Source organism: Geobacillus sp. E263 (genome assembly GCF_007197795.1).
In the GTDB taxonomy this organism is placed as follows: Bacteria; Bacillota; Bacilli; order Bacillales; family Anoxybacillaceae; genus Parageobacillus_B; species Parageobacillus_B toebii.
This window is the reverse complement of sequence record NZ_CP041632.1, coordinates 2,669,974-2,694,996: the sequence shown is the minus strand read 5'-3', so window position 1 is coordinate 2,694,996 and position 25,023 is coordinate 2,669,974. Positions and strand designations below refer to the sequence as shown.

Annotated in this window: 24 protein-coding genes and 1 pseudogene; 19 read left to right on the top strand and 6 right to left on the bottom strand. The window is 44.0% G+C overall.

Annotation, left to right across the window (positions count from 1 at the left end):
* Positions 1-63: 63 nt before the first annotated feature.
* Positions 64-1,440, top strand: a complete 1,377-nt coding sequence (locus tag FNL97_RS13810; RefSeq protein ID WP_143415986.1) for an ISLre2-like element ISGsp4 family transposase — start codon at positions 64-66, stop codon at positions 1,438-1,440.
* Positions 1,441-1,698: 258 nt separating this feature from the next.
* Positions 1,699-2,946, top strand: a complete 1,248-nt coding sequence (locus tag FNL97_RS13805; protein ID WP_050367480.1) for an RNA-guided endonuclease InsQ/TnpB family protein — start codon at positions 1,699-1,701, stop codon at positions 2,944-2,946.
* Positions 2,947-2,976: 30 nt separating this feature from the next.
* Here the strand turns inward: FNL97_RS13805 and FNL97_RS13800 are convergent, their stop codons facing one another.
* The 3 genes from FNL97_RS13800 to FNL97_RS13790 all read right to left on the bottom strand — a co-directional run bounded on the left by FNL97_RS13800 (position 2,977) and on the right by FNL97_RS13790 (position 4,160).
* Entirely contained in the window at positions 2,977-3,162 is a 186-nt protein-coding gene (locus tag FNL97_RS13800) for a DUF2249 domain-containing protein (protein WP_097354202.1), read from the bottom strand.
* The gene (locus FNL97_RS13795; RefSeq protein WP_201030657.1) at positions 3,159-3,398 is read right to left on the bottom strand and encodes a DUF2249 domain-containing protein; all 240 of its coding nucleotides are present in this window, start codon (positions 3,396-3,398) and stop codon (positions 3,159-3,161) included. The genes FNL97_RS13800 and FNL97_RS13795 overlap by 4 nt, the downstream gene beginning before the upstream one ends.
* A 69-nt stretch (positions 3,399-3,467) precedes the next feature.
* Positions 3,468-4,160, bottom strand: a complete 693-nt coding sequence (locus tag FNL97_RS13790; RefSeq protein WP_143415985.1) for a Crp/Fnr family transcriptional regulator — start codon at positions 4,158-4,160, stop codon at positions 3,468-3,470.
* A 234-nt stretch (positions 4,161-4,394) separates the two neighbouring features.
* Here FNL97_RS13790 and FNL97_RS13785 point away from each other — a divergent pair, with 234 nt between their 5' ends.
* Positions 4,395-6,758 carry a nitric-oxide reductase large subunit gene (locus FNL97_RS13785; protein WP_143415984.1) on the top strand — a complete coding sequence of 788 codons (2,364 nt, stop codon included), beginning with the start codon at positions 4,395-4,397 and terminating at the stop codon, positions 6,756-6,758.
* 76 nt (positions 6,759-6,834) lie between these two features.
* On the opposite strand, the gene FNL97_RS18070 is transcribed toward FNL97_RS13785, so the two are convergent.
* Positions 6,835-6,981, bottom strand: coding sequence for a hypothetical protein (locus FNL97_RS18070; RefSeq protein WP_172713582.1), 147 nt, complete (start codon positions 6,979-6,981; stop codon positions 6,835-6,837).
* Positions 6,982-7,110: 129 nt separating this feature from the next.
* On the opposite strand from FNL97_RS18070, the gene FNL97_RS13780 reads away from it, so the two are divergent.
* The 5 genes and pseudogenes from FNL97_RS13780 (at position 7,111) to FNL97_RS13760 (ending at position 11,994) form a co-directional block, all read left to right on the top strand.
* On the top strand, positions 7,111-7,344 hold the full coding sequence (locus FNL97_RS13780; RefSeq protein WP_143415983.1) for a DUF2249 domain-containing protein: 234 nt from the start codon (positions 7,111-7,113) through the stop codon (positions 7,342-7,344).
* Between the two features lie 104 nt (positions 7,345-7,448).
* Positions 7,449-8,036, top strand: a complete 588-nt coding sequence (locus FNL97_RS13775) for a molybdenum cofactor guanylyltransferase (RefSeq protein WP_143415982.1) — start codon at positions 7,449-7,451, stop codon at positions 8,034-8,036.
* A gap of 72 nt (positions 8,037-8,108) precedes the next feature.
* Entirely contained in the window at positions 8,109-9,227 is a 1,119-nt protein-coding gene (locus FNL97_RS13770; RefSeq protein WP_143415981.1) for a TIGR04053 family radical SAM/SPASM domain-containing protein, read from the top strand.
* A 225-nt stretch (positions 9,228-9,452) separates the two neighbouring features.
* The gene (locus tag FNL97_RS13765; protein WP_143415980.1) at positions 9,453-10,628 is read left to right on the top strand and encodes an MFS transporter; all 1,176 of its coding nucleotides are present in this window, start codon (positions 9,453-9,455) and stop codon (positions 10,626-10,628) included.
* A 308-nt stretch (positions 10,629-10,936) separates the two neighbouring features.
* Positions 10,937-11,994, top strand: a pseudogene (locus FNL97_RS13760) (multicopper oxidase domain-containing protein).
* Between the two features lie 306 nt (positions 11,995-12,300).
* On the opposite strand, the gene FNL97_RS13755 reads toward FNL97_RS13760, so the two are convergent.
* Positions 12,301-12,750 carry a hypothetical protein gene (locus FNL97_RS13755; protein ID WP_062753789.1) on the bottom strand — a complete coding sequence of 150 codons (450 nt, stop codon included), beginning with the start codon at positions 12,748-12,750 and terminating at the stop codon, positions 12,301-12,303.
* A gap of 167 nt (positions 12,751-12,917) precedes the next feature.
* On the opposite strand from FNL97_RS13755, the gene FNL97_RS13750 reads away from it, so the two are divergent.
* Complete coding sequence (locus tag FNL97_RS13750; protein ID WP_143415979.1) at positions 12,918-14,354, top strand: DDE-type integrase/transposase/recombinase; 1,437 nt, start codon at positions 12,918-12,920, stop codon at positions 14,352-14,354.
* A gap of 746 nt (positions 14,355-15,100) precedes the next feature.
* On the top strand, positions 15,101-16,123 hold the full coding sequence (moaA, locus tag FNL97_RS13740; protein WP_143415978.1) for a GTP 3',8-cyclase MoaA: 1,023 nt from the start codon (positions 15,101-15,103) through the stop codon (positions 16,121-16,123).
* Positions 16,124-16,173: 50 nt separating this feature from the next.
* Here moaA and ric read toward each other — a convergent pair whose 3' ends face one another.
* Positions 16,174-16,884 (bottom strand): iron-sulfur cluster repair di-iron protein, encoded by a 711-nt coding sequence (gene ric / locus FNL97_RS13735; RefSeq protein ID WP_143415977.1) that lies wholly within the window; start codon positions 16,882-16,884, stop codon positions 16,174-16,176.
* A gap of 443 nt (positions 16,885-17,327) precedes the next feature.
* On the opposite strand from ric, the gene FNL97_RS13730 reads away from it, so the two are divergent.
* From FNL97_RS13730 to argD, 9 genes are all read left to right on the top strand, one after another.
* Positions 17,328-18,587, top strand: a complete 1,260-nt coding sequence (locus tag FNL97_RS13730) for a molybdopterin molybdotransferase MoeA (protein ID WP_143415976.1) — start codon at positions 17,328-17,330, stop codon at positions 18,585-18,587.
* Positions 18,584-19,093, top strand: coding sequence for a molybdopterin-guanine dinucleotide biosynthesis protein B (mobB, locus tag FNL97_RS13725; protein ID WP_143415975.1), 510 nt, complete (start codon positions 18,584-18,586; stop codon positions 19,091-19,093). Before FNL97_RS13730 ends, mobB begins: the two co-directional genes overlap by 4 nt.
* Positions 19,090-19,560 (top strand): molybdenum cofactor biosynthesis protein MoaE, encoded by a 471-nt coding sequence (locus FNL97_RS13720; protein ID WP_041269590.1) that lies wholly within the window; start codon positions 19,090-19,092, stop codon positions 19,558-19,560. The genes mobB and FNL97_RS13720 overlap by 4 nt, the downstream gene beginning before the upstream one ends.
* Positions 19,557-19,787: a molybdopterin converting factor subunit 1 gene (gene moaD, locus FNL97_RS13715; RefSeq protein WP_012749421.1), complete on the top strand. Its 231-nt coding sequence runs from the start codon at positions 19,557-19,559 to the stop codon at positions 19,785-19,787. Before FNL97_RS13720 ends, moaD begins: the two co-directional genes overlap by 4 nt.
* A gap of 5 nt (positions 19,788-19,792) precedes the next feature.
* On the top strand, positions 19,793-20,527 hold the full coding sequence (locus FNL97_RS13710) for a YwiC-like family protein (RefSeq protein ID WP_143415974.1): 735 nt from the start codon (positions 19,793-19,795) through the stop codon (positions 20,525-20,527).
* 235 nt (positions 20,528-20,762) lie between these two features.
* Positions 20,763-21,800, top strand: coding sequence for an N-acetyl-gamma-glutamyl-phosphate reductase (argC, locus tag FNL97_RS13705; RefSeq protein WP_143415973.1), 1,038 nt, complete (start codon positions 20,763-20,765; stop codon positions 21,798-21,800).
* Between the two features lie 16 nt (positions 21,801-21,816).
* On the top strand, positions 21,817-23,058 hold the full coding sequence (gene argJ / locus FNL97_RS13700; RefSeq protein ID WP_062679126.1) for a bifunctional ornithine acetyltransferase/N-acetylglutamate synthase: 1,242 nt from the start codon (positions 21,817-21,819) through the stop codon (positions 23,056-23,058).
* 15 nt (positions 23,059-23,073) lie between these two features.
* Positions 23,074-23,847 (top strand): acetylglutamate kinase, encoded by a 774-nt coding sequence (argB, locus tag FNL97_RS13695; RefSeq protein WP_062679125.1) that lies wholly within the window; start codon positions 23,074-23,076, stop codon positions 23,845-23,847.
* Positions 23,847-25,007, top strand: a complete 1,161-nt coding sequence (argD, locus tag FNL97_RS13690) for an acetylornithine transaminase (RefSeq protein WP_081189637.1) — start codon at positions 23,847-23,849, stop codon at positions 25,005-25,007. The genes argB and argD overlap by 1 nt, the downstream gene beginning before the upstream one ends.
* The last annotated feature ends 16 nt before the right edge of the window (positions 25,008-25,023 follow it).

Sequence of the window (25,023 nt, the reverse complement as noted above, 5' to 3'; positions counted from 1 at the left end):
AAAGGACTCTCTCCCTGGTAAGATATTCATTGACCACACTATCAAACAGGAGGAGAGAGTCCCATGAATATTCAACAACATCTTATCACAAATTCGTTGTCATGGAAAGAGATCGAACTTGATTTGTTTCGAGCCTTGCAAAACGCCTTCGCCGAGCTGTTTACGGCTCTGTTGGAGGACATCGACCGGCAATTGGCAGAGAATCGAGACAAGCGCCGATACCACTTGAAAGACAAACGACGCACCACGATTCAAACCCTGTTTGGCGAAGTTACCTTTGAGCGGAACTACTATTTAGACCGGGAACAAAACCGTTACACGTTTTTGCTTGATTCCTTTTTAGCGTTTGATGGATCGCAGTCAATCAGCCCTTGTCTAGAAGAAACGGCGGTGGGATTGGCGGTGGAGTGCTCTTCCTATCGCAAAGCGGCTCGTACGCTTGCTCAGATGGTCGGGTATCCGGTGATGAGCCATGAGGCGATCCGCCAGTTGGTGCTCGAGGCCGAAGTTCCGCTGCACTGCCCGGTTGACCAGCGATATGGACGGGTGCTGTTTGTGGAGGCCGATGGACTGTTTGTCTCTCGCCAAGGGAAGGGAAAACGGGCCAAGGAAGACAAAATCCTGACCGTTCACGAAGGGTGGAAGCGCAACGGCTCACGGATCGAATTCGTGAACCAGCGCCATTACGTCCATGAGGGCAAGAGGGAGGTGTGGGAAGGCTTCGAGGAATTTTTGATGAACGAATATGCCTATGATCCGTGTCGGGATCTTCTTGTCATCAACGGGGACGGCGCTCCATGGATTACCGCGTGTCGGGAGTATTTCAAGGGACGGGTCTGCTTCCAATTGGATCGATTCCACGTGGCGCGTGAGTTGCGCCAATGCCTCTCGGGCCATCCACGGTGGCAGGCGATTCGGCAAAAGCTGGCGAAGCAGGATGAAGAGGGGCTGCTTGTGGAACGGAACAGCGCCCTCGGCACGCTGGGGGACGAAGCGAAAGAACAACAGCTGGCTGCCTTGATCCACCGGATCGAATCGATGCCGGGATGCATCCGTGATTACCGGGAATGGCTGAAGGAGCAAGGAGTGGACACAACGGGCATGTATCCGATGGGGAGGGCTGAAAGCGTGATGAGCCAGTTGGCGTATCGGGTGAAATACCGCCGCAGTTGGACAGACAAGGGACTCAGGGCGTTTTTCAAGGCAATGATTGCCCGGATGGATGGGATTCGTCTTTTCGGACGTCGTTTAGGAGAAGAATCGTCGCAGCCGGCGGAGGAAACGGCGTCGACGGCATCCACCAAACAGACGATCGTGAACAAGGCGAAACAACGCGTCCGCCGTCTTTGGCCGGAGATCACGCGGAATAACGTGCCATATTTACAGCAATCGTCCGGGACACCGATCTATCATGCCCTGTCTGAACTCAAGGGATGGTAAAAAAAGGTATACATATCGGTCTGTCATGGCAAGGGATGAGAGTCCGAAAGCGCTTACGGATGAAATTCAAAAAAATGGTTCGCTGACCTATGACTTACATCTGTTTTCAGGAATCAAAAAAGTTCCCACAAAGTCTTGACTGACTCTCGCCTTAATTATATTTTGCTGAAAATAGGATAGATTCAGTAAAATATAGTATAATATAGTTAGATGGGAGGTGAAAATATAGTATAATATAGTTAGATGGGAGGTGAAAAAATGTATTTTTGTATCAAACAACAGCTAAATGGTTTGACCAAAGAAGAATACTTGACTCTTCGAGAACTGTGCCATATTGCCAAGAACATGTACAACGTCGGATTGTACAATGTCAGACAATACTATTTTGAACACAAGGAATTTCTTAATTATGAGAAAAACTATCATCTTGCCAAAACGAACGAAAACTATAAGCTGTTAAACAGCAACATGGCACAGCAAATTTTAAAAAAGGTTAATGAGGCTTTTAAATCTTTCTTTGGCTTAGTAAAACTAGCCAAACAAGGCAAATATGACTACAAGGCTATCAGTATCCCAAAATATCTTAAAAAAGATGGCTTTCATTCACTAATCATTGGTCAAATTCGTATAGACGGCAACAAATTTACGATACCGTATTCTCGCCTATTTAAAAAGACTCACAAGCCTATCACGATAACGATTCCGCCTGTGTTACTGGACAAAAAGATTAAGCAGATTGAAATCATTCCTAAACATCATGCCAGGTTCTTTGAGATTCAGTACAAATATGAAATGCCTGAAGATCAAAGAGAATTAAATGACCAAAAAGCACTGGCGATTGATTTAGGAGTGAATAATCTTGCCACTTGTGTCACATCAGACGGCAGATCGTTCATCATTGATGGGCGGAGATTAAAAAGTATTAATCAATGGTTTAACAAAGAAAATGCCAGACTTCAAAGCATTAAAGATAAGCAAAAAATCAAAGGTACAACCCGTAAACAAGCTTTGCTTGCTATGAATCGCAATAATAAAGTGAATGATTATATCAACAAGACTTGCCGTTACATCATTAACTACTGTATTGAAAATCAAATTGGCAAACTTGTCATTGGCTATGCGGAAACATGGCAACGCAATATTAATCTAGGAAAAAAGACAAATCAAAACTTTGTCAATATTCCTCTCGGTAACATAAAAGAAAAACTAGAATATCTTTGTAAATTTTACGGCATTGAATTCTTGAAACAGGAAGAATCATATACGTCTCAAGCCAGCTTTTTTGACGGCGATGAGATTCCTGAATATAATGCCGACAATCCAAAAGAATATAAGTTCAGCGGCAAACGTATTAAGCGCGGCTTGTATCGAACAAAGTCTGGCAAACTAATTAATGCTGATGTCAATGGCGCATTAAACATCTTAAAGAAAAGTAAAGCTGTAGACCTGAGTGTCTTATGCTCTAGCGGCGAAGTGGACACGCCTCAAAGAATAAGGATTGCTTGAAGCAGTCAAACTTCTTTGGAAGCCCCCACTTCAAATTTTCGCTAGAAAATTAAGTGGGGGTAGTTCACAGCCAAGCTCATCAAGTTGTTCGTATAAAAACATCGGGCGGCGGTCGTTAATGATGGTTAACGTTTCTCCAGGCTGCAGTTTCCCTAACGCCGCCAATGTTCTCATCATTGGTTGCGGCGGCTCTAACCCGCGATTGTCAAGAATCATCGTTCTCCCCCCTGTTTTACGAACGTGACTTTCCAATGTTTTTTCCCAATCTGTTCCGCTTCATACGTAAATCCTTTTGCTTTCATAATCGGAAAAAGCGGAATCGGTTTAAACGGCGCATGCAGAATAAACGTATCCCCCGCTTGAAGCGGTTTAATTGTGTTCATAATTTTTTCAAACGGTTCGATTTTCTTTTGTAAATCTTCGCGGACATCCAACTCTACAATCTTTCCCAATGAAATCCCTCCTTTGTTTTTTATGATAGTAATTTTCATTTTCAAGCGTTGTGATTTTTATCACATCCATTAGAAAAAGATTTCTTTTTCCAATCCTTCTTTATCAATAAGGTAAAATCCATCTTCATTAATATCAATCAATCCTTTTCGCTTTAATTGGCTAAGCGTTCGGCTTACCGTTTCCCGTGAGGTGCCGATCATGTTGGCAAGCTCTCGATTCGTCACATGAGCAGTCAAACGGTAAAATTTCCCTTGCGGTACCGCATTTGTTTTTGTTAAGCGCAACAGAAGCATAATAATTTGTTCATATGTGTTATGAAGAATTTGTTCTTCTAAACGTTTTTGCAAGTCAACGATTTTTTCGCCCATGACGCGAAATAATTTAATGCATACCTCTGGATAGCAAATTAACGTTTGTTCGAAGTCAGCGATTGGGATCGCAATTAACGTCGCTTCGTCGATGACTTCCGCGTGCGCAGGGTACGAACCTTTTAAGAAAAAACCGGTATGTGGAAACATTTCGCCTGACTGCAAAATCGAAACAATTTGTTCTTTGCCGCTTATATCGGTTTTATAAATTTTTACCGTTCCGGAATGAATGAAATAGACGCGTTCTAACGGATCCCCTTGCATAAAAACAAATGTCCGCGGTTTATAAACGCGTACATGGGAAATCGATACGAGCGACTCCAGTTCATGATCGGATAACTCGCGAAAAAGCGGAACATTTTTTAGTCTCTCTTTCAGCCAATCATTTGTCATTATTCCATCTCCTTACATAAATTTCACAAAAATGTGGCTTTCGCTAAGTGGAGTTCCCTTTGACAAGAATAAAGGAACCACAAGCTTTCTGTTATTTCTATACTACCATTTTATGAGTTACTTCATATGCGAGCTGTGACATAAATCATAGTATGCGTTTGTCATGACTCACATATTTTTTATTTTTGCAGCGTTACAATGGGGACGAATCAAAGATTAGGAGGTTGAGGATAGATGGAAGTGAACCCATCAGTCCGTCCGTCTTTACGTCCCGAACGGCGGACACAAAATAGTTTCCTTAAATCAATATTAATTTTTACGATTTTAATCAGCTTTACCGTCCTGCTTGTCGGCGGATACTGGATTTTTAAAGAAATGGCGCCAAGACCGAAAGAGGTCCGAAGCGAAAGCGGCGACGTATTAATGACGAAAGAAACAATTATCGGTGGGCAGTCCGTGTTCCAGAAATACGGATTAATGGATTACGGTACAGTGCTTGGACATGGTTCTTACATGGGGCCGGATTATACAGCAGAGGCATTGAAGATTTACACGGAAGGAATGCAAGAGTATAAAGCAAAAGAACTATATGGTAAATCGTTCTCGCAATTATCCAAAGATGAAAAAACAATCATTCGAGATAAAGTCATTAAAGAAATACGGAAAAATCGCTACAACCCAGTTACCGATGTGCTTGTGTTAACAGATGCACAAGTATATGGGCTTCAAAAAGTTCGTGACTATTACCGCGATGTATTTACAAACGGTGATGGTTGGGGCTTGCAAAAAGGGTTGATTAAAGAATCGGATATGCCAAAAACAAATCGCGCTTGGGTTGCGGACAGCGATCAAATTCAGCAAATTGCCGATTTCTTCTTCTGGACAGCTTGGTTATCAAGCACTCCGCGTATCGGTGACAATATTACGTACACCAACAACTGGCCTTATTACGAAGATGCAGGAAATACAATGACGTTTTCCGCCATGTGGTGGAGCGGTGCAAGTGTGACCATCTTAATTTTATTTGTTGCGATTATTTTGTACTTCTTCTATCGTTATCAATTGAGCATGCAAGAAGCATATAAAGAAGGACAGTTTCCAGTTATCGATTTGCGCAAGCAGCCATTAACCCCTTCGCAAGTGAAATCAGGAAAATACTTTGCGATTGTCGCTGTGCTGTTTTTCGTTCAAACGATGTTTGGCGCGTTGCTTGCCCATTATTATGTAGAACCAGACAGCTTTTTCGGCATCAAATGGATTCACGATTTATTGCCGTTTAACATTGTGAAAGGCTACCATTTGCAACTAGCAATTTTTTGGATTGCAACATCATGGTTAGGTATGGGGATTTTTATCGCACCGCTTGTCGGCGGACATGAACCGAAAAAACAAGGGCTTCTCGTTGATATTTTGTTCTGGGCGCTCGTTGTTCTTGTCGGCGGCAGCATGATCGGTCAATGGCTCGGTGTGAACGGATATTTAGGGAACAGCTGGTTCTTGCTTGGCCATCAAGGATGGGAGTACATTGAGCTTGGCCGCATTTGGCAAATCATCCTGGTAGTGGGCATGCTCATTTGGCTGTTTATCGTCTTTCGCGGTATTAAGAGCGGATTAAAGCGGGAGAGCGATAAAGGCGGATTGATTCACTTATTGTTCTACTCGGCGATTGCAGTGCCGTTCTTTTACATCTTTGCGTTCTTTATGAAACCAGACACGAACTTTACAATGGCAGATTTCTGGCGCTGGTGGATTATCCATTTGTGGGTAGAAGGAATTTTCGAAGTGTTTGCGGTTGTTGTGATCGGCTTTTTGTTAGTGCAATTGAGACTTGTTACAAAAAAATCTACAGTAAGAGCATTATATTTCCAATTTACGATTTTGCTTGGCAGCGGGGTCATCGGAATTGGTCACCACTATTATTACAACGGTTCGGCGGAAATATGGATTGCGCTTGGCGCCGTTTTCTCGGCGCTCGAAGTCATTCCGCTTACATTGCTTATTTTAGAAGCATATGAACAATATAAAATGATGCGCGACGGCGGAGTTAACTTCCCTTATAAATCGACATTCTGGTTCTTGATTTCTACTGCGATTTGGAATTTAGTTGGAGCTGGCGTGCTTGGGTTTTTAATCAACTTGCCGGCAGTCAGCTACTTCGAACACGGACAATTTTTAACGCCAGCTCACGGCCATGGAGCAATGATGGGGGTTTACGGCATGTTTGGCATCGCAGTGTTGCTGTATTCGCTGCGCAATATTGTCAAGCCGGAAGCATGGAACGATAAATTATTAAAATTTGCATGCTGGATGCTCAATATCGGGCTTGCAGGGATGATTGCAGTGACGTTGTTGCCAGTCGGCATTCTGCAAATTAAAGAAGCTTTTGAAAAAGGCTATTGGGCATCTCGCTCTCCAGAGTTTTTACAACAAGATATTGTGCAAAACTTGAATCTGATCCGTGCTGTTCCAGATACGATTTTCTTAATTGGTGTCATCGTGATTATGGGGTTCAGCGTAAAAGCGCTATTCCATTTGCGTAAACCGACACACGGCGAGGGAGAAGCGCTTCCGGTCGTCGATCTGACAAAAGAAGAATAAACAAAAAAGAATCACAGCACAAATCGCTGTGATTCTTTTTATCTTTCTATGATAGCGCTTTCTATCTTGTTTATTGTTAGGTTTTCTGCATTTTTTCTTTTTTCTCGTGACATTGAAAACAGTATAATGTTTCTTTTTCGTCGCAAATGACGCCGTTTAAGAAACCATGAAAACAATGAATCGGTTTGCCGCACTGCGAACAAAAGCCAACAAGCTCTTCCAACCATCATTTCTCCTTTCATAAGCGATTGAAAATGATCATTCGCAAGGTGTGATGTTCATCACTACGACAAACGAAAAAAGCGATTATGATGTATATATAATTCATTATACTATAAAGGAGGCAACAATTATGAGTAAATTTGCCGCAAAAATTTATGCGCCTGATTATGAACCGCGAGAGAGACATCCTGCGATCTTTCGCTTATTCGATAGCTTAAAACCAGGTGAAGTGATGGAATTAACGAATGACCATGATCCGCGTCCGTTGCATTATCAGTTTATGATGGAACGTCCAGACCAATTTACTTGGGAGTACTTGGAAGAAGGACCAGAAATTTGGCGAGTCGCAATCGGCAAAAAATAAACATGAATGCTAAAAAAGATTCCCGAAAGAATGACGGGAATCTTTTTTTTTTGTTGCTTCCATGGTACAGTAAAACAAAGATTTTGGTGAAAGGGGAAAAATGAATGAACAAAATGGCAGGAGTGGTTCTTGCCGGTGGGCGGTCGCGGCGTTTTGGCAGCCCGAAAGCGTTTGCCAAATTTAACGGAAAATATTTTTTTGAAATTGCTGTGGAAACGTTACGCGCAGTAGTAGAGGATATTTATATTGTTAGCCATCCTTCGCTAATAGACTGTTTTCGACAAAAGACGGCGGAAAAAGTGATTATGGACGATGAACGGTATCGTGGCCAAGGGCCGCTTGCCGGAATTTATACGGTCATGAAAGAATGCGAGGCGGAATGGATATTTGTGCTTCCGTGCGATATGCCGTATATGCGTCCAGAAGCAGCGGCAAAACTTGCTAAATATGCGAACGAGAAGTTTGATGCGATTATCTGTGCGCATTTCGGCCGAATTCAGCCATTAGTTGGCATATATCATCGGCGAACATGCAAGCAGATCGAAAAACTTCTACAGGCACAAGATAATAGGATGAAATCGCTTTTTCGCCATTGCCATGTCCACTATGTGAACGAGCAAGATTTTTGGGAAGATGAGATCGTCTTTCGCAATGTAAACACGCCGAATGAGTTTGACGATATTGTGACATAAGTCACTTTGTGATATTTATCACATTAGTGTCCTCTCCAATGCAGTACAATGAGAACAAGGAGGGGGATAGTAGTGAGGGACTTTAACGAAAATCCGTTTATTGTGATTTGGGAACTAACAAGGGCATGTCAGTTAAAATGTGTTCATTGCCGAGCGGAAGCGCAGTATCATCGCGATCCGCGCGAATTGACATTCGAAGAAGGGAAAAAGTTAATTGATGATATATATGAGATGGATCAGCCGCTTCTCGTGTTTACTGGCGGGGACCCGCTCATGCGTCCGGATGTATATGATCTTGCCAAATACGCGATTGACAAAGGCCTTCATGTTTCGATGACGCCAAGCGCGACGCCAAACGTGACAAAGGAAGCGATTCGGAAAGCGAAAGAAGTGGGGCTTTCCCGTTGGGCGTTTAGTTTGGACGGGCCAAACGCGGAAATTCATGATCGTTTTCGTGGGACATCCGGTTCGTTTGAGCTGACTATAAAAGCGATTGAATATTTACATGAACTCGATATTCCAGTGCAAATTAATACCGTCATCTCCCGATATAACGTCCATGTGCTTGATGAAATGGCAGAGTTGGTTGAAAAACTAAAATGTGTGCTTTGGAGCGTCTTTTTCCTTGTGCCGACAGGACGCGGAAAAGAGTCTGACATGATTTCGCCGGTGGAACATGAAAAAGTGTTTCGTTGGCTTTATGAAACGAGCAAGCGCGTCCCGTTTGACATAAAAACGACAGCAGGGCAACATTACCGCCGTGTCGTGTTGCAGGCGAAAATGCGAGAAAAACAAATCTCGGGCGATGAAATTAACTATGAAGACGTGTTGATGAAGGGATTAACTGGACAAGTCGATGGTCTTGGACGCGCACCAAAAGGGGTCAATGATGGCAACGGATTTGTTTTTATTTCTCACATCGGTGACGTATATCCAAGCGGTCTGCTTCCGGTCAAAGCCGGAAACGTCCGGGAAACGCCGCTCGCGGAAATTTATCGGAATTCGCCGATTTTCCAAGATTTGCGCAACCCAGATAAATATAAAGGAAAATGCGGCGTATGCGAATTCCGCTATGTTTGCGGCGGATCACGCTCGCGGGCGTATGCAGTTACGGGTGATTACTTAGAAAGCGAACCATATTGCGTATACATTCCAAAAGCGTTACGGAAAAAAGAAAAACATTTATCTTAATCACAGTGGTAACTGGCTCTCTTTTATTAGGGAGCCATTTTTTTATTTACGAGTTTACTAAAACGATTTTCTAGACATTTTTGATAAAGATAGAAATCAACTTTTTACAATTATGTGACACTACAAAAAAATGTGAGAAACATCACAAACATTCTTTTTTCATTTCCGTATGATGTACTCAAAAGAAGTGGATGATGGCTGCGATCAAAAAGGAGGATTTTCGTGATGAATAAGCAAAAAGCTCTTTTGCCGATTACAACGTTGGCGATGACGTTTGCGTTTGCCGTATGGGCTGTATTTTCTCCGTTGGCGAGCACATTCCAAGAAATGTACGGACTAACATCGACGCAAAAAAGCATTTTAGTCGCGATTCCTGTTTTGCTTGGTTCTGTTATGCGAATTCCGCTTGGCATTTGGACAGACCGATTCGGAGGCAGACAATTGTTTTCGCTGCTTTTATTGTTCCTGATTATTCCCTTAGTCGGCGCTGGTTTTGCTGATTCATATGCCATGTTAATGTTTTGGGCGTTTTTTATCGGAATGGCAGGAACATCGTTTGCGATTTCCGTTACGTTCGTATCGCGCTTAACGCCGCCAGAAAAACAAGGAACAGCGCTCGGCATCAACGCGATGGGCAATATTGGAACGGCGGTCGCAAGTTTTTCTGTTCCGTCGATTGCGGCAGCTTTTGGAGTGAAGTGGGCGTTTTGGGGGATGATTATCCCGGTTGTCATCATGCTCCTTCTTGTTTGGTTCTTTACTCCGGATATGCCAAAGCCTAAGCAGCAAAAAACGATGCTTGATTCGTTATCTGTGTTGAAATATAAACATACGTGGACGTTATCACTATTTTATTTCGTGACATTCGGAGCATTCGTGGCATTTGGCATTTATTTGCCATCGTTGCTCATTGATTTATATGGTTTAACTCCGGTTGATGCCGGGCTTCGCGCTGCTGGATTTACTATTATTGCGACACTTGCAAGGCCGATTGGCGGAAACCTTGGCGATAAAATCGGTGCAGAACGGGTATTGACGTTCGTGTATGCGGGAATTACGATTGGAGCGCTTGCCATTGCGTTTGGAATGGGAAATATCGTCGTGATGACAACGGCATGTTTGTTTATCGCAATTATGGCTGGATTAGGAAACGGTGCGGTCTTTAAGCTTGTCCCGCAGCTATTCCCGGCGGAAACAGGCGCCGTCACCGGCATTGTTGGCGCATGGGGCGGACTTGGCGGCTTTTTCCCGCCGATTTTGATGGGAATCGTGAAAGACGTTACTGGTTCTTACATGCTCGGTTTTATTCTGCTCAGCTTGTTTGCCATCATTTGCTTCTTGCTTAACCGCATTGTCTTCGGCAAAAAAGTGGGCGAACCAGCAAATCCATATGTATCATAACAAAAAAGCGGATCGTTACAAGCGATCCGTTTTTTTATTTAAATATGAAGCCATGATTCCTGATTAATAACGTAGTAAATGTAATTGGATATTTCCTTTTTAAGTTTTCTCTGTCCTCAAACAAAACATATATTACTCAATCCATCATTTTCCCTACCGAAATGATTTCTATCGTTAATATATGATATTGTTCAACAGTTCACAAACTATTCAAACATCAGTCGTGATGCGTGATACGAATCACTAGGATGAAAAACAGAATGCACTACTCTTGAAGTGTAGCAAATCAATAAAATGGAGGGAGAAAAATGGCGAGCAAGGTTCACGCATTCATGGCGATAGCAGCAGCATCGGCGTTACTAGCGGCCTGTGGAAACGAAAGTGCCGGGGAGAAAGAGGCGACGAAAGAAACGGTAAAGACAGAGCATCACGCAAGTTCAAACGTCATCGCTGCCCATAAAGATCTTAACCAAAAACCGGTTCCATTGAAAATGGAACGCATCGGTCCACATGATGTCAAAATCGAGATGAATGCACAAGTAACTGACATCGAAATTGATAAAGGAAAAATCTATAAAGCATGGACGTTCAACGGTCAAGCACCTGGACCGCTCATGTCGTCAATGAAGGAGATACGCTCCATTTTACGTTAAAAAATATGGACCCATCGCTGCCCCATAGCGTGGATTTCCACGCCGTCCACGCTTCGCCGTCGAAAGATTTTGCCGACGTCATGCCGAATAAGTCCGGAACGTTTACGTACCCAGCGAATAACCCAGGCGTATTTATGTACCATTGTGGCACGAAGCCGGTGCTCGCCCACATTGCCAATGGCATGCACGGCATGATTATCGTCAAGCCGAAAAACGGCTATCCAACCGATAAAGAAGTGGACCGCGAATTTGTCTTAATCCAAAACGAGTGGTACAAGTATAATGATATGGATGATTTCCAAAACGGGGTACCAAGCTATGTTGTTTTTTCGACAAAAGCGTTAAAATCAGGCGATCGAAATACGAACGGAGATACATTTACGCTAAAAGAGAAGCCGCTCGTTGCCAAAGTCGGCGACAAAGTTAGAATTTACATCCTTAACGTTGGTCCAAACGAAGTCAGCTCATTCCATGTCGTTGGAAACGTTTTGGATGATGTGTATATCGACGGTAATCCAAACAACCATCTAAAAGGTTTGCAGACAGTGATGCTTCCGGCTAGCGGCGGCGCGGTCGTTGAATTTACCGTCACACGCCCGGGAACGTATCCGATCGTTACGCACCAATTCAACCACGCGCAAAAAGGAGCCGTAGCGATATTAAAAGTAACGGAGACCGGTGAAGATGACAGTACAGAAACAAGCGGACACTAACCGTTTCCCGTTCTGCCAAACGAGAAACGGCATGCCGCTACAAGAGAGCTCCTTCATCTATTGTAAAGGATTATAGAAAAAGATAAGTGATGTGCATCACACAACATTAAAAAGGAGAGATGAAAACTAACGGGTTCGGTTCAGAAGTACAAAATCAAAAAACAGTACAAATAACAGCGTAATTAGCACAAAATTCGAACCACATTTAACAAAGTAAAAGGCATATTAAAACGCTTGGGATTATTCCAAGCGTTTTAAACTAAAATTATATTGACTTGTTCAATTAAGACTGTTACTAAAAGGTTACTACCGCACTTCAATTACAAAGGCATAACTTGAATCTCCCTTTTCCCATCTTGCTGAAACATCATACACATATACACCTTTTTCTTTTGGTAATAGTATCACATTATCATTTATTGGAACATTTTCTGTTTTTTCATTTGTAAGCCATCTATTTACTACTAATGTATTTTCTTTAGGCTCGTCTTTGAATTCTATTTTCAATTGGGAATTTGGTGGTATAACCACAGGTTTTAGTTCTTGATTTTTAATGAGTTCTGGCGGAGAACTTGTATCAATACAAACAGAATTAAGTAATCCATTCCAACAATACGAACCTTGTGTCACTTCTACCTTTTTTTCTCCAACAGTTATGGTTGGTAAAGGTGGTTTAGCACTAAATAGTCCAATAACAAAATAACCCCCAATGCCTAACGCAATTAATATTAATAATGTAATTAAAAACTTTTTCATACACTCCCCCCTCGTGGTTCATGGTATTGTCAAAAGTTTATCCTCCACACTCACTGTTTTTCATTGAGTTTCAACGGTTAGAATAAAAAAAGCTTGCCACCCCCGTTGTTTTAGGCCATCATTGAGGTAACCCCACACCCAACACCCAAAACAAAGGAGTGACAAGCTTGTTACCTCAATTATTAGCCTATTTGCTCGAAATAATCAAGTCCCAACATCAAATCATTGTCTATTTAATTGGTGCCTTATTAGGAAAATCCTTAAGCCGCAAAGACATGGACGAACCGGTTCGAAAACCGTACCGAAAACTTCAAGTCGATGACCTTCCCATCATCGATGTCCCGGAAACACTCGACTACCGGCAGCTTTTAGCCGACTACGAAGCCCAGCACGGCCGTCCGTTGCCGCCGATCCAACGCCGGGACAACGCTAAACACCGTGTTCCGGATTCGTTGACGTGTCCCCGTTGCCAGGCGCCGTCATCCTACCTGTACGCCAACAACGGCGGAAAAGGGCAGTACCAATGCAAAGTGTGCCAATGCCGGTTCAACCATCGAAATCGGTTCAAAAAGCAAGCGGTCTTTCGTTGCCCGCACTGCTTCCAAACTCTTGAGAAAATCAAAGAACGCAAGGACTACTACATCTACAAATGCAAGAACAACGACTGCCCGTTTTACCAAAAGAACCTTCGCCGGATGAGCCAAAAAGAACGCCAACGGTTCCAGCAGAACCCTCAAGCCTTCAAGGTGCGGTATCTGTTCCGTGAGTTTTTGTTTGACTTTCAACCATTGGCCCCATCGTCGCCGAAAAAGCCAAAGGTCGATTTGTCTCGTCTGGCGGTGTCGTCGCACACCCTCGGACTCGTGTTGACGTACTACGTTAACTATGGGATGTCCTCCAGACAGACAGCCGGAATCATGAAGGATGTGCATGGCGTGTCGATCTCCCATCAGACGGTACTCAACTACGCCAATAGCGTCGCGCTCATGATTCAGCCATTTGTCGACCAGTTCCCGTACGAGCTGTCCGGCTCGTTCTGTGGGGACGAGACGTATATTCGCGTGAAAGGACGCTGGCATTACCTGTTTTTTATGTTTGATGCCGTGAAAAAAGTGGTGTTGTCGTATCGCGTCTCGCCCCACCGGGATGCGTTGTCGGCCATCCGCGCCATCGATGACGTCCTGCGAAAGCTGCCGTCCATCCCGGACGATTTGTCGTTCGTCGTCGACGGCAATCCCATTTACCTGCTGGCGCAGCACTTTTTTGCCCAGCACGGGATTCCGTTTGACGTCCGCCAAGTGATCGGACTGACCAATGAGGATCCGGTGTCCGAAGAGTTCCGCGCGCTCAAACAAATCATCGAGCGATTCAACCGGACGTTTAAAGGCAACTATCGGCCGACTCACGGATTTGGCGCGGAAGAAGGCTCGGTCTCCTTTGTCACGCTGTTTGTGGCGTATTTCAACTTCCTGCGCCCGCACGGTGCACTCGAAGGCCGGGTTCCTGTCGTCATCCCGGAGCTCGCCGATCTGCCCCATATGCCGGCCCGGTGGACGAAGCTGATCGCCATGGCTCAAGATTTCCTCCAACAAGAGGCAGCCTAACTTTTTTGTCCGCCGGAGCCCATGGATCAGAAGAACAGCCGGATTCGGCGAAGCGAACCCTTGACCAACCGAACCTCGTCAAAGGTAAAATTCGGTAAGGGCAAGGGCGGCTTTCCTATGCCCTCTTTTTTGTCCCCGTCGCCCTTGACGTCCCTTTCACACCTTTGGCGGGTGTTGGTCAAGAGCGAATCCGGCTCCAAGGATGCCTTACGATGCTCCATGGGATGGCGGATGTGGAGTTTTCATAAAACTTTTGACGCTACCGTTTGTTGTTACTTCCATTGTAGGAAACAAGGGGTTGTTTTTGTTGTGAAGAAAATCACATTTTGTTGTATTTGTGATCATTGTCACAATGATGTCACAAAATATTTTTTTGAAACCGTTTTCATGATTGTTATGTTAAAATGTGAGTAACGTCACAACATTTCTCTTATCTTTCTTGTATAGTAAATGGGAAAATGTCATAGTGTTGTTGAAAGAGGTTTTTAACATAACTGGATTTTGTTGTCGATAAAAGCGGCATTCATCTCCAGAGTCATTGTGGTCCTACTTGGAACCGTTATCGCGAAATGGATGGCACGGCATGCAACCGGTTTAAAGGGAAAATCGTAATAGAAACGGTGCTGAGGCTTCCACTTGTGATTCCGCCATCGGTCATTGTTTTTTTCTGTTTGGAAAAAACAGCGGTATTTACATGGTTAATTATGTGCGACAAACTTTAAGTTCAATTGAAAGGAGGAGGCGGCATGGGAAAAAGAGAATCGGTGATTACCGACCAATGGAACCGTCCGCTTCGCGATTTGCGCATTTCTGTAACAGATCAGTGCAATTTCCGATGCGTATATTGCATGCCGGCAGAAATATTCGGGCCGAACTTTCGTTTTTTGCGTGAAGATGAATTATTGACGGTGGAAGAAATGGTAATGCTTGCGGAAATTTTTGCAGAACTTGGAGTGGAAAAAATTCGCATTACAGGAGGAGAACCGCTGCTGCGATGCGACTTGGATTTATTCATCGAACGGCTGACACACATTCCTGGCCTTCGCGATATCGGTCTTACTACGAATGGAATCCATTTAGTGAAATGGGCAAAACGTTTGAAAGAAGCGGGGCTCAAGCGCGTCAATGTCAGCCTGGACGCGTTAGATGACGAAGTATTTAAAAAGATGAACGGGGTTGGCGTCGGGGTTAAGCCGGTGTTAAAAGGGATTGAAGCAGCGCGGGAAGCGGGGCTTGGCGTCAAAGTGAACATGGTCGTTAAAAAAGGCGTGAACGACTCGCAAATTATCCCGATGGCCGCTTACTTTAAAGAACGGGGCATTACGCTTCGCTTTATTGAATTTATGGATGTCGGTACGACAAACGGCTGGGATTTTTCCCATGTCGTCACCAAAAAAGAAATGTATGAACGCTTGCAACAAATGCATCCGCTTGAGCCGGTAGAAAAGTCGTATTTCGGTGAGGTGGCAAGCCGCTACCGCTATGTTGGCACGAACGTGGAAGTCGGTTTTATTGCCTCTGTGACAGAATCGTTTTGCCAAAGCTGCACCCGGGCGCGCATTTCCGCCGGTGGCACGCTATATACGTGCTTGTTTGCTGCAAGCGGCGTTTCGTTAAAAGAAAAACTGCGTTCCGGGGCCGATAAAGAGGAAATAAAGAAAATCATTGTATCGACATGGAGCATGCGGACAGATCGCTACTCGGATGAACGGACGGAGCAAACAGCAAAAACGCGGAAAAAAATTGAAATGTCTTATATTGGCGGATAAACAAACCGGACTCGCTCGTTATCGTGAGCAGTCCGGTTGTGGTTTATTTATTAGGATGTTTCTGTTTCATGAAGAATGCGCGGAAATAAAATGTTATTTTCCAAATGAATATGTTCCAATAAATTTTCCTCAAGAGCTTCTAATCGATTGTAGACAAGCCGGTACGTCCGGCATGCATCTTCCGACGGGGTAAAGTCATTCGTAATTTCACGAATCGTTTTGATCATATCTCCAGCAACGTCATGTTCATCGACAAGTTCGCGAATCGCTTGTTTCATTGTTTCTCTGTTTTCTGGGGTCGGAGTTTTTTCAAATTGCAAAATAAGCGGGAAAGCATAAGTTTCCTCTTTGATCGTATGCTGTTCAAGTTCTGTTTTCAGCGCGTTAAACAACTTATGAACTTGTACTAGATGTGGGTGATCGGCCCCATGAACGCGAAGCACTTTTGTTACATAAGGGCTAAGCTGCGGCAGTTCTTCTGCCAAGTAACGGTGATGTTTTTGGATAATATGGTCGATCAGTTCACTATAAGAAACTTCCGACCAATTTTTTTCATCTTTTTCAAGCGATTGAGTGTAAAGCGTATTCAGTTGTTCTAATACTGCTTCACCATCTAAGTTTCGTTCTTGTATCGCTTCTTTTAACGGACGCTGTCCACCGCAGCAAAAATCAATTTTGTATGCTTTGAAAATATCGCTTGCTTTTGGAAACTGTGCTACGATATCACCGATGATTGATTGTTCTGTAAACCGTTTTTCCATGATCGGTAACCTCCATTTATAAATTGTTACAACTTAAGCATATTTCCTTTCCTTTTTCTATGTCGTGATGTACATCACACATATGAATAGATTTTGAACAAATGATGTCGAATGACGAATGGAGTGAAAAAATGTGATTAACATCACAACTAGCTTTTGTTCGTTTTCGTACAATAGGAAACAAGAAGGAATGGAAGAGGAGATATGCAATGTTTCCGTTACTACAACATCGGCAGTTTGAAATAGAAAAAACGTATAAAAGAATTAGAACAACAGCTCATCGAAACAATGAAGCAGCATGAAGTCGTAAACAGCCAACATAGTGTGTTGGGAGAATTAGTTGAAAAAATGAAGAAAAAGGTTGATAATGTCAATAACATTGGAACAAAGAATGCATGAATTACAAAAATGGCAATCAATATGGCGGGAAGAGGGATAAAATCATGGTGGAAAAACGAACTCCTATTCCGGTAACAGAGGCAATTCAAAAAGTAATGAAGTATGCGGGAACAGGAGAAGCGGAAACGGTTCCATTAGAAGAGGCATACGGACGGTATTTGGCGGAAGAATTGCGTGCTGATCATGACGTTCCGCCGTTTGATCGTTCTCCTTATGACGGCTTTGCGATACGTGCTGTTGACTCCGCTGCGGCAAAGCTTGACAATCCCGTAGAATTTGAAGTGATTGAAACGATTGGAGCGGGACAAGTAGCGTCGAAGACCGTTCAACCATTTCAAGCGGTGCGCATTATGACGGGGGCGCAAATTCCAGATGGATGCGATGCGGTTGTCATGCTGGAATTAGCGAAACAATATGAGAGAGACGGAAAAACATATATGTCGATCAAACGTCCCTTTCAACCGGAAGATAACATTTCGTTCCAAGGAGAAGATGCGAAAAAAGGAGAGGTGCTCGTCCAAAAGGGAACGTTTATTAATCCAGGTGTGCAAGCATTGTTAGCAACATTCGGGTATGCCAAGGTGAAAGTCGCGAGAAAACCGCGAATTGGCATTTTCGCGACAGGCAGCGAGCTTTTGGACGTATCCGAGCCGCTTGTTCCCGGAAAAATTCGCAACAGCAACGCCTATATGATTCAGGCGCAAGTGGTTCGCAGCGGCGCGGAGCCAGTTTATTTTGGAAAATTGGCCGATGATGTGGATACATGTTTTACAGAGATACAAAAGGCGCTGCCACAAGTTGATTTTCTCATCACAACGGGCGGCGTTTCGGTTGGGGATTACGATTATTTGCCGGCCATTTATGAACGTCTTGGGGCAGAAGTGTTATTTAATAAAGTCGCGATGCGTCCGGGAAGCGTGACGACGGTTGCGCAGCTCAATGGAAAACTGTTGTTTGGTCTATCTGGCAACCCTTCGGCATGTTACGTTGGATATGAGTTGTTTGTACGTCCGGCCGTACGGACGCGGCTATTTTCGCCAAAACCGTATTTACGGAAAGCGACGGCAACGTTGATGGCAGACTTTCCTAAACCGAATCCGTTTACCCGGTTTGTTAGAAGTTATGTGGCGGTCGAAGATGGCCGGTTAACCGTGTCGCCTGTTGGGACAGATAAATCGAATATAGTCACATCGCTGGCAAAAGCAAATGCGCTGATGGTGCTGCCTGGAGGGACGCGAGGATTTGCAAAAGGGGATACCGTCGATGTATGGCTGCTAGAAGATGAGGAAGGAAGTGACATATGAACGTTTGGCAAGTGGTTGGCTATAAAAATAGTGGCAAAACGATGCTTATTGAAAAATGGATAAAAATCGCGGCAGCCGAAGGATATCGTGTCGGAACAGTGAAACATCACGGACACGGCGGTTATCCTGAAAGAAACGATTCCTATACGGATTCAAAGCGCCACGAGCAGGCGGGAGCAGTTGCCGTTTCAGTGGAAGGCGGCGGTTTGCTCGAGCTTCACGCATGGCAGCCTGCATGGCCGCTAGCGCAAATTTTATCATTATATGAACTTTTGCCGCTTGATTTCGTGCTTGTCGAAGGCTACAAACATGAATCATATAAAAAGGTTGTGATGCTGCGAAACGAGGACGATTGGGATTCGCTGTCACAGTTGTCTAATATTATTGCCGTTATTACGTGGGAATCTTCTTCGCGGCTATCTTTCATTCCATATCCTTTATTTTTCATCAATGATGAGGAAAGTTATTTACATTGGTTAATGAATGAGGTGAGAAAAAACGAATGAAGGAACGCCTTTTTATGATTACGGACAAGCCGATTTCCATTGAGAATGTGGTAAAAAAAGTAATGCGCCCCGAAGCCGGAGCGGTGACCACGTTCATGGGAACGGTGCGCGAATGGACAAACGGAAAGCGGACCTTATTTTTACAATACGAAGCGTACGTATCGATGGCGGAAAAAATGCTAGAACAAATCGGGGAGGAGATTCGAGAAAAATGGCCAGAAACGAAAGTGGCGATTACGCACCGAATCGGCAGGCTGGATATCGGCGATATCGCTGTCGCCATCGCCGTTTCGTCGCCGCACCGCAACGACGCGTATGAGGCAAACCGATATGCGATTGAGCGCATTAAACAAATTGTTCCGATTTGGAAAAAAGAACATTGGGAAGATGGAATGGAATGGGTTGGCAATCAATTAGGGACGAAAGCGTATCCAACAGGAAAGCCGGAAGGAGAGGATTTACAATGATCACACTTCTCTTTTTTGCGCATTTACAGGAAGCAATTGGAGAGGAGCGTATGGTGCTTCCTGACGTGCCCAAAACGGTAAATGCATTAAAGCAGGAAGTAGAAAAGCGTTATCACATTGATCTGAAACAAGTGATGGTCGCGGTGAATGAGGAATATGCCCGCGATGATCAAACACTTCAGCCAGGTGATATCGTTGCCTTTATTCCACCGGTAAGCGGAGGATGAGATCTATGAAAAACCGACAAAAACAAAAGTGGATTGTTCCGAAACAACATGGCGCATGGGCAATGCTGATCATTCCGTTTGTATTAGGCGCATATGCAGGCGGATTGACATGGCTTCATCTGCCGTTATTTGTAGGATGGTTTTTCTTATACTTGGCGACATATCCGTTGTTGATGGTGGTAAAATTAAAACGCACACAAGAGTACATGTGGTCGTTTTACGGCTACACTGCCATTGCCGCTGTGATATTAGCTATTTGTTTATGGTATGTGCCATCTTTATTTTATTTTGGAGCGGCGATGCTTCCGTTCTTTCTAATTAATCTTTCTTATGCCAAACGGAAGCAGGAACGTGCTTTTTGGAATGATGTTGCGGCAATCATTGTTTTTTGTGTTGCTGGTCTTGCCAGCTTTTATGTTGGGCGCGGGGAATTAACGATAGAAGCGTTTGAACTAGCTGCTTTTTGTTTTCTCTTTTTCCTCGGAAGTACCTTTTACGTAAAAACAATGATTCGCGAAAAGAAAAACCCGATGTATAAATGGTTGTCATGGGGATACCATGGAATATTAATGATCGCGCTCGTTGTCATCGGGTACCCGTTATTTGTTCTTGCCTATGTGCCAAGTGTTGTTCGGGCTGTTTATTTATATGGAAAATCGCTGCCGATTATGAAATTAGGAATATTAGAAATTGCCAACGCCGCTTATTTTCTTATTGCCATGATCGTCCTTTACTCATAAAAAAACGAGGTGTGTAAGTGAACGCACCTCGTTTTTTTATTTAGTGTGTCCGATGATGTACAGGTGTCCGAGTATAATACACTTTTTCCATGAAACAAATATTGTGTTTTGCGGAAATAGTTATAAAAACGATTAAAAAATATTTAGAAAATAATTAAATATACATTTGATTTTATTTTTATACAGTATTATAATGGTAATTACATGAAAGATAATTCGTTCAAGGAGGCTTGTCATGAATATTGCAATCATTGGTGCGACCGGGTATGGCGGTGTAGAATTATTAAGATTTTTAAAGCATCATCCACATGTTCATCACTGTTCGCTTTATTCTTCTTCACAAGACGGCATCCATTTTTCCGAAAGCTTCCCGCATGTTGGCGAAATAGAGGGAGCGATTCTTCAGAAAATCGATGTCGAACAAATGGCAGATGAATGCGAGGTCGTCTTTTTTGCTACTCCGCCAGGCGTTTCTAGCACACTTGCACCAACGTTGATTGATAAAGGAGTTAAAGTGATTGACTTATCCGGCGATTTTCGCTTGAAAGATAGATCGGTATATGAAATGTGGTATAAGCGACAAACGGCTTCCGATCACTATTTGCAACAGGCGGTATACGGATTAACGGAATGGAATAAAGAGGACATTCAAAAGGCGCAGCTTCTTTCCAATCCGGGATGCTATCCGACCGCTACGCTGCTCGGGTTGGCCCCGCTTGTCAAAGAACGGTTGATTGAAGAAGATTCTATTATTGTTGACGCAAAATCCGGGGTGTCGGGAGCAGGACGGAAAGCTTCGCTGAATACCCATTTTTCAGAAGTCAATGAAAATGTCAAAATTTACAAAGTAAATTCTCACCAACATATTCCAGAAATCGAACAAATGCTAAAAGCTTGGAATGAACGCATTCAGCCGATTACGTTTAGCACACATTTAATTCCGATGACAAGAGGAATTATGTCAACGATTTATGCGAAAGCAAAGAAAGAGCTGTCGTTAGAGACATTGCTAGATTTATATAAAACAAGTTATGAAGATTCGAAATTTGTCCGCGTTCGCAAGCCTGGACAATTCCCAGCCACAAAAGAAGTGTATGGCTCCAACTATTGCGATATCGGAGTTGCTTATGACGAACGTACGGGAAGAGTTACCGTTGTTTCCGTCATCGACAATCTTGTCAAAGGAGCGGCAGGACAGGCGATTCAAAACTTGAACGTGATGATGGGCTGGGATGAAGAAAGCGGGCTTATGTTAGCACCGATTTATCCATAAGGAAGGAGATCAAACGATGGTGATCGCAAAGCAAGAAAAGCATGGAACGAAAATTTCTTATATTGCGGAAGGAACGGTCGTAACTCCAAAAGGATTTAAAGCGGCAGGCGTGCATGCCGGTTTGCGTTACGCGAAAAAAGATTTGGGCGTTATCGTATGCGATGTGCCAGCATCTTGTGCCGCGGTTTATACACAAAACCATTTTCAAGCCGCCCCGCTGAAAGTAACGCAACAAAGCATCGCGGCCGAGCAAAAATTGCAGGCGGTAGTCGTCAATAGCGCATGCGCGAATGCGTGTACGGGAGAAAGAGGATTAAAAGATGCGTATGAAATGAGAGAATTATGCGCACAACAGTTCAGCATTGCCCCGCATCTTGTTGCGGTCGCCTCCACTGGTGTGATCGGTGAATTTATGCCGATGGAGAAAATTCGGGAAGGAATGAAAAAATTAGAGCCAGGCGACTTGCCGGAAAATGCGGAGGCGTTTCAAACAGCGATTTTAACGACTGATACGGTCATGAAAAAAGCTTGTTATCAGACAACGATTGACGGAAAAACGGTAACGATCGGAGGCGCGGCGAAAGGTTCGGGAATGATTCATCCGAATATGGCAACCATGCTCGCGTTTGTGACGACCGATGCCAATATTTCTTCGCCGGTATTGCAAGAAGCGCTTCGTTCCATTACGGATGTATCCTTCAATCAAATTACGGTAGATGGAGATACATCCACGAATGATATGGTAATTGTTATGGCGAGCGGACTTGCCGGAAATAAGGAATTAACGCCGGATCATCCAGACTGGGAAAACTTTTATGAAGCGCTGAAAAAAACATGTGAGGATTTAGCGAAACAAATCGCCAAAGATGGCGAAGGGGCGGCGAAGCTCATTGAAGTGCGCGTGAACGGGGCGAAAACGGACGAGGATGCGAAAAAAATCGCCAAGCAAATCGTTGGCTCTAATTTAGTAAAAACGGCGGTCTATGGTGCTGACGCAAACTGGGGAAGAATTATCTGTGCAATTGGCTACGCAGATGCAATGGTGAATCCGGACAATATCGATATTTCGATGGGACCGATTGTCATGCTAAAAGGAAGCGAACCGCAGCCATTTTCCGAAGAGGAAGCGAGAGCCTACTTGCAAAATGATGAGATTATCATTGAAGTAGATCTTCATCTCGGCAACGGAACAGGAGTTGCTTGGGGCTGTGACTTAACGTACGATTATGTGAAAATTAATGCGAGTTATCGCACGTAATAAGGGGAGAGGAAGATGGGAAAGACGATTGTCATCAAATGTGGAGGGAGCGTGTTAAGTGATCTGTCGCCGTTGTTTTTTACAAGTTTACAAGAGATGTACGCACAAGGTATGAACATTGTTCTCGTTCACGGCGGCGGACCGGAGATCGGACAAATGCTAAAACGGCTAAACGTGCCGAGTGAATTTGTGAACGGTTTGCGCAAGACGACAAAAGAAGTACTAGAAGTAGCAGAAATGGTTTTAGCAGGAAAGGTAAATAAGCAGCTTGTGGCATTGCTGCGGCAGCATGGGCTGCCTGCCGTGGGCGTTTCCGGTGTAGACGCCTGTTTATTGCAAGCGGCGCCAATCGATTTAGCGAAGCTCGGATACGTTGGGGAAGTCGTCAATGTTAATGCCGATTTTGTTCATCAGCTATTAAAATCACGTTACATTCCGATCATTTCACCGATCGGTGCGGATAAGGATGGCCAAAAATATAATATTAACGCCGATACAGCAGCGGGGGCGGTAGCGAAAGCGATCAAGGCGGCGCAATTGCTATTTGTGACGGACGTTCCGGGGATTTTGCGAAACGGTTCTATCGTTGAACAGGCAACGATCGATGTGATTGAACGGATGATGAATGAAGGGATTATTACAGGAGGAATGATTCCGAAAGTAAAAGCAGCGATTGCCGCGTTATCGGAATCGCTTCATGAAGTGATGATCGTAAGCGGGAAAACACCGTTTTATGAAAACGGGCAATTGCATGGAACGACGATTCGAAACGAAGTGGGGGTCTATTAATGGGAGCGTTATTTCCGACATATAACCGTTGGAATATTTGTATACAATCAGCGGAAGGGACGACGGTTACCGATATAAACGGAAAACAGTATTTGGATTTTGTTTCCGGGATCGCCGTCTGTAATCTTGGCCACCGTCATCCTGCGGTGCAGAAAGCGATCGAAGAACAGCTTGAGCGGTTTTGGCATGTTTCTAATTTATTTACCATTCCGCTTCAGGAAGAGGTAGCGGAACTTCTTGCGGCAAATAGCTGCGGCGATTATGTATTTTTCTGCAATAGCGGCGCGGAAGCGAACGAAGCGGCATTAAAATTAGCGCGCAAACATACGGGGCGACATAAAGTCATTACATTTCAGCAATCGTTTCATGGACGGACGTTTGCGACGATGTCGGCCACAGGGCAAGAAAAAGTATACAAAGGGTTTGGTCCGCTTTTACCACAATTTATCCATCTGCCGTTTAATGATATCGAAACACTGGAAAACGAAATGAACGAAGATGTTGCGGCGGTAATGGTGGAAATTGTTCAAGGAGAAGGTGGAGTCAGACCGGCCGATAAAGCGTTTTTGAAAAAAATAGCTGAGCTTTGCAAGCAATACGGCGCACTATTGATTGTCGATGAAGTGCAAACCGGCATCGGCCGCACTGGCAAACCATTTGCCTATCAATATTTTGATATCGAACCGGATATTATTACAAGTGCGAAAGGGTTAGGAAGCGGCATTCCAGTTGGTGCGATGATTGGCAAAGCGTTTTTGAAAGATACGTTTACCGCGGGGGTTCACGGCTCGACATTTGGCGGCAATCCAATCGCGATGGCAGCCGCAAAAGCGACGTTGCAAACGATTTTTCAGCCTGACTTTTTACAAGACGTACAAGAAAAAGGAACGTATTTCTTAACGAAGCTTCAAGAGGCATTAAGCGAATTTTCGCTAGTAAAAGAAGTTCGGGGACTTGGGTTATTAGTTGGCATTGAATGTGATGAGGACATTACGAAACTAATCCCATTTATTCACAAAAATGGACTGCTTGTATTAACAGCTGGTCCGAATGTGATTCGGCTATTGCCGCCGCTAGTCGTTTCAAAAGAAGAATTAGATCAAGCGGTAGGCATTATCAAACAAACAATACAGAAAGAAAAAATCGCAGCTACGAAGTAGTCGATAGCTGCGTCTT